Annotated in this window: 6 protein-coding genes; all 6 read left to right on the top strand. The window is 30.8% G+C overall.

Annotated elements, in window-relative coordinates:
• Positions 1–1,016 (top strand): gliding motility-associated C-terminal domain-containing protein (locus Q0842_RS15900; protein WP_298500464.1); only part of this gene is annotated, 1,016 nt, incomplete at its 5' end.
• Positions 1,017–1,047: 31 nt separating this feature from the next.
• A complete protein-coding gene (locus Q0842_RS15895; RefSeq protein ID WP_298500462.1) occupies positions 1,048–1,980 on the top strand; it encodes a type IX secretion system membrane protein PorP/SprF in 933 nt (310 codons plus the stop codon).
• 12 nt (positions 1,981–1,992) lie between these two features.
• Positions 1,993–3,903, top strand: coding sequence for an OmpA family protein (locus Q0842_RS15890; protein ID WP_298500460.1), 1,911 nt, complete (start codon positions 1,993–1,995; stop codon positions 3,901–3,903).
• Positions 3,904–4,005: 102 nt separating this feature from the next.
• The gene (gene idi, locus Q0842_RS15885; protein ID WP_298500458.1) at positions 4,006–4,530 is read left to right on the top strand and encodes an isopentenyl-diphosphate Delta-isomerase; all 525 of its coding nucleotides are present in this window, start codon (positions 4,006–4,008) and stop codon (positions 4,528–4,530) included.
• Positions 4,531–4,532: 2 nt separating this feature from the next.
• Complete coding sequence (locus Q0842_RS15880) at positions 4,533–4,943, top strand: 6-carboxytetrahydropterin synthase (RefSeq protein WP_298500456.1); 411 nt, start codon at positions 4,533–4,535, stop codon at positions 4,941–4,943.
• 121 nt (positions 4,944–5,064) lie between these two features.
• Positions 5,065–5,334 carry a hypothetical protein gene (locus Q0842_RS15875; RefSeq protein WP_298500454.1) on the top strand — a complete coding sequence of 90 codons (270 nt, stop codon included), beginning with the start codon at positions 5,065–5,067 and terminating at the stop codon, positions 5,332–5,334.
• The last annotated feature ends 133 nt before the right edge of the window (positions 5,335–5,467 follow it).

Raw genomic sequence — 5,467 nt, 5'->3', positions numbered from 1 at the left:
CAATCGGCATCAATACGACCGATACAGATGGCGATGGCTTAACAGACTGTGAGGAAACAACTGGAATAGATGATCCAAGCACACCGGATGCACCATCAGACTTTGGTGTAACTCCAGGTAACCCAAGTGATGCAAATGATGCATGTGATCCAATTGGCATCAATACAACAGATTCAGATAATGATGGTTTAACAGACTGTGAGGAAACAACAGGAATTGACGATCCAAGCACACCGGATGCACCATCAGACTTTGGTGTAACTCCAGGTAACCCAAGTGATGCGAATGATGCATGTGATCCAATAACAAGTGGTTGTCAAGCTTCAATTGAAGTTACCAAAACAGCTATGGTATTTGGAACTGAATTAGGTGATATAATAGAATACACTATAGAAGTTGAGAATACAGGAGATATTGTTTTAACAGATATTAGTTTAGTAGATACATTTACTGATGCTTATGGGAATACCATTTCATTAACACAAGACCCAGTATTTGATAATGCAGACCAAGGAAGTTCTGAAGGTACATTACTTGCTGGTGAAATAGCTACTTATTATGCTAGCTTTACCATTACCCAATTAGCTATTGATGCAGGGGGAGTAAGTAATAGTGTTGTTGTAAATGGATTTGCAAGGTCATCAGGTTCAGTAAGTGATATTAGTGATGATGGTGATGACTCAGACAATAATGCATTTGATGATCCAACATTTACAGAATTAGGATGTTTAACAGTTATTAATGAATTTTCACCAAATGATGATGGAAAACAGGACACTTTAGAAATTAGATGTATAGATAATTATCCTAATAACAGATTAGAAGTTTATAACCGTTGGGGTAATATAGTATATGAAAAGAGAGGGTATAATAGTAACGATGAATGGGATGGAACATCTAACGGAAGAGTTACAATAAATTCTTCCGAAAAATTACCAATAGGTACATATTATTACATATTGGATTTAGGAGATGGTTCTAAACCAAAAGCAGGATGGTTATACATAAACAGATAATATAAAGTAAAAGACTAAAAAAGATTAAAAAATGATACAAAAATCATCATTAATAAAAGGTTTAATTTTAATAGTACTTACTACACTATTAAGTTTAGAGACACAAGCGCAACAAGACCCTCAGTATACACAGTATATGTATAATACCATGAGTGTAAATGCGGGTTATGCAGGGCAAAGAGATGTGTTAAGTGCTACCGCATTGTACAGAACGCAATGGGTTGGTTTAGATGGAGCACCAAAAACAATAACATTTGGAATTCATTCGCCTTTAAGAAACGAAAGAATTGGTTTAGGTTTAAATATTGTTAGTGATCAATTAGGGCCAGCAGAAGAAACTAGCATTGATGCAAACCTTTCTTATACAATTCCGGTTGATGAAACTGGAGACTTAGAGTTGTCATTTGGTCTTAAAGGAGGATTACATCTTCTAGATACAGATTGGAGTAAAGGAAACTATTCATCAATTGATCCTTTATTTCAAAAAAATGTAAATTTAATATCTCCAACTTTAGGAGCAGGTTTATATTTACATTCAGATAAATGGTATTTAGGATTGTCAGTTCCTAATATATTGAATACAGATCATTATGATGATTTTAAAGAATCAATAGCAACCGAGCGCTTACATTATTTCTTAATTGGTGGTTATGTATTTAACTTAAGTGATAATACTAAATTAAAACCAGCATTTTTAGTTAAAGGTGTTTCAGGAGCTCCAGTAATTGCAGATCTTTCAGCTAATGTTTTATTTAATGACAAATTAACTTTAGGATTAGCATATAGATGGGATGATTCAGTTAGTGGCCTTATAGGATTTCAACTAAGTCCAGAAATATTTTTAGGGTATGCCTATGATGCTACCACAACAGCACTAAACAATTATAATAGTGGAACTCATGAAATAATGTTAAGATTTGAATTGCAAGAAATAGGTAAAATTTTATCACCAAGATTCTTCTAAAAGATAACAGATATGAAAAAAAGAATATACATACTATCTATATTAAGTGCTTTGGTCTTTAATATTTCATTTGCACAGAAAGTAAAAGCTTCAAGAGCAATAAAGAAATATGAAAATCTATCTTATATAGATTCTAGAAACCAACTTTTAGAATTAGCAGCAAAAGAAGATGCTCCTGCAGAAGTACTTGAAAAGCTAGCAAACACATATTATTTTAATGGAGATATGGTTGAAGCTTCTAATTGGTATGAAAAGCTATTTAATCTAAAAGAGTCAACAGATCCTGAAAACTTTTTTAGGTATGCTTTAGCACTTAAAGCTCAAGAGCAATATGCTAAAGCAGACACAGTATTAAATGATTATGCTAAAATTAGACCTGACGATTCAAGAATACAAAAGTTTTTAAATATTAATGATTATGTAAAAGCTATCGAAGAGATGTCAAAAGATTTCCAATTGGTAAATTTAGATATAAATACATCATTTTCAGATTTTGGAACTTCTACATTTAATAACAATTTAATATTTGCTTCTTCAAGAGATCAAGACGAAGAAATTTATAAATGGAATAATCAGCCTTTTTTAGATTTATTTGAATTAGATTCAGAAGGTAGAGTAATTGAAATTAAAGGTGCTATTAATACAAAATACCATGAGTCATCAACTACATTTTCTAAAGATGGTAAAACCGCTTACTTTACAAGAAATAATTTTTTTAAGGGTAAGTTCAAAAAGAATAGTAAAAACACACATGGATTAAAAATTTATAAAGCATCATTAATAGATAGTGTATGGACAAACATCGTTTCAATGCCGTTTAATAATGATGAGTATAATGTGGCACATCCTGCATTAAGTGTTGACGAAAAGAAGCTTTATTTTGCTTCAGATATGTTTGGAACACAAGGTGCTTCAGATATTTTTGTCGTTGATATTAATGAAGATGGAACTTATGGAGAGCCAGTAAATTTAGGTCCAAAAATTAATACAGAGGGAAGAGAAAATTTTCCTTTTGTTAGTGATAAAGGAATTCTTTATTTCTCATCTGATGGGCATGTTGGTTTAGGAGGACTTGATGTTTATAAAGTAGAATTAGATAAACTTAATGAGTCTGTATTAATGATTCATAATGTTGGAAAACCAATAAATAGTCCTAAAGACGATTTTGGTTATATAATTAATGAAACTACTGGAAAGGGCTATATTTCTTCGAATAGAGAAGGGGGGAAAGGAGATGATGATATTTATAGTTTTGTTGTGCCTGCTTGTAGTAAAGCAATTAATGGTACTATATTGAATAAGCGGACAAATGAAATTATAGCTAATGCAGATGTTTTAGTTTATGATTCTAGTAGAAACTTATTACATTCATTAAAGAGTGATGAATTAGGTAACTTTAATTTTAATTTAGGCTGTAAAGAAATTACGTATTTAATTGAAGCTAAAAAAGAAAAGTACAAAGATGATTTTATAGATTTCACAGTTAAATCAGATGAAAAAGTTGAACTTAATTTAAAATTAAATCTAGAACCCGAAGCTGCAAAAATAGGAACAGATTTGGCATTGTTACTAAATTTAAATCCTATTTATTTTGATTATGATAAATCATTTATTAGACCAGATGCTGAGATTGAATTAGCAAAAGTTATAAATTATATGAGAGAATATCCAGGAGTTAAAATAGATGTACGTTCACATACTGATTCAAGGGGTAAAGATGCATACAACTGGGCATTATCAAATAGAAGAAATAAATCTACTATAGCATATATTATAGAAAAAGGAGGTGTGTCTGCAGCACGTATCACAGGACAAGGATACGGAGAAACACGATTAACAAATCGTTGTTCAAATGGAGTTAAATGCTCAAAAGAAGAGCATCAAGATAACAGACGTAGTGAGTTTATTGTTGTAGCAAACTAAATATTACTAAACCATATAATTAAAGGCACCTAAGTTTATTAGGTGCTTTTTTGTTTTATAAGGTTTACTAAGTTGTTTTTTTGTTTGTATTTTTGTTAAACTATGGAAGAAGAAAAAGTAATTCTTGTTAATGAACAAGATGAACAAATAGGCTTAATGCCAAAAATGGAAGCTCATGAAAAGGCAGTACTACATCGTGCGTTTTCAGTTTTTATTTTTAATAATAAAAATGAGTTGATGCTACAGCAAAGAGCGCTTGATAAATATCATTCACCAGGACTTTGGACAAATACTTGTTGTAGCCATCAACGAGATGGAGAATCCAATATTCAAGCAGGTAAAAGACGCTTAATGGAAGAAATGGGATTTGTTGTACCATTAAAAGAATCTATTTCTTTTATTTATAAAGCTCCCTTTGAAAATGGATTGACAGAACACGAATATGATCATGTTTTGTTAGGTTCTTATAATGAAGAACCCAAAATTAATCCAGAAGAAGTAGCAAGTTGGAAATGGATGCCACTAGAAGAGGTAAAGAATGATATTTTTGTACATCCAGAATTATATACAGAATGGTTTAAAGTTATTTTCGATAAATTCTACGAACATATTAATATCAACACTTAATCATGAAAGTTACAGTAAGTAGAAAAGCGCATTTTAATGCTGCACATAGGTTATATAGAAAAGATTGGAGTTTTGAAAAGAACGATGAAATTTTTGGAAAATGTAATAACCCAAATTTTCATGGACACAATTACGAACTTATAGTTAGTGTAACTGGTGAAATAGATGAAGATACAGGTTATGTTATTGATATGAAAATTTTAAAAGATATCATTAAAAGTGAAGTTGAAGATGCTTTTGATCATAAAAATTTGAATATCGAAGTGCCAGAATTTAAAGAGTTAAACCCAACTGCAGAAAATATAGTGGTTGTTATTTATAATAAAATGAGGGCAAAGTTAAGCCTTAATCTAGATCTAGAAATAACGCTTTATGAAACACCACGTAACTTTGTAACCTATTCTGGTAACTAATACATGTATTTTAAAATCACATTGATTTATATCTGTTATTAGAGGCCTTCAAATTTATTCTAAAAAAGTTATCCTATTAGAAGTTTATATGTAATTTTGTAATCAAAATAAATAAGAAATTATGGCAAATGTTAGAGATTTAAAAAAAGATATTAATTACGTTTTAGGTGATATTATTGAAGCAGTTTATATTTGGGAATACTCAAATACTGATAAAGACACTAAAACAAGTGAAGCAATTATAGATGAGGCTATTGAGACTTTTGATGAGTTAATTGTAAAAGTAAATGCTAAAAATGTTGATAATGCTAAAGCGCATTTCAAGGCAATAAACAATGAACTTGAAACCAAAGGAAGAGCTTTAATTGAAAAAATTAACAAGCTTGGATAAAATTTTTTAGCGTAGTGTTTGCAAATGTTATTTTTGCGATTATATTTGCACCCGTTAAAAAGCCGATGTAGCTCAGCTGGCTAGAGCAGCTGATTTGTAATCAGCAGGTCGTGGGTTCGAGTCCCTCCATCGG

The sequence above is a fragment of the uncultured Algibacter sp. genome, from assembly GCF_947495675.1.
In the GTDB taxonomy this organism is placed as follows: Bacteria; Bacteroidota; Bacteroidia; order Flavobacteriales; family Flavobacteriaceae; genus Algibacter_B.
This window is presented reverse-complemented; position numbering and strand designations above follow the sequence as displayed.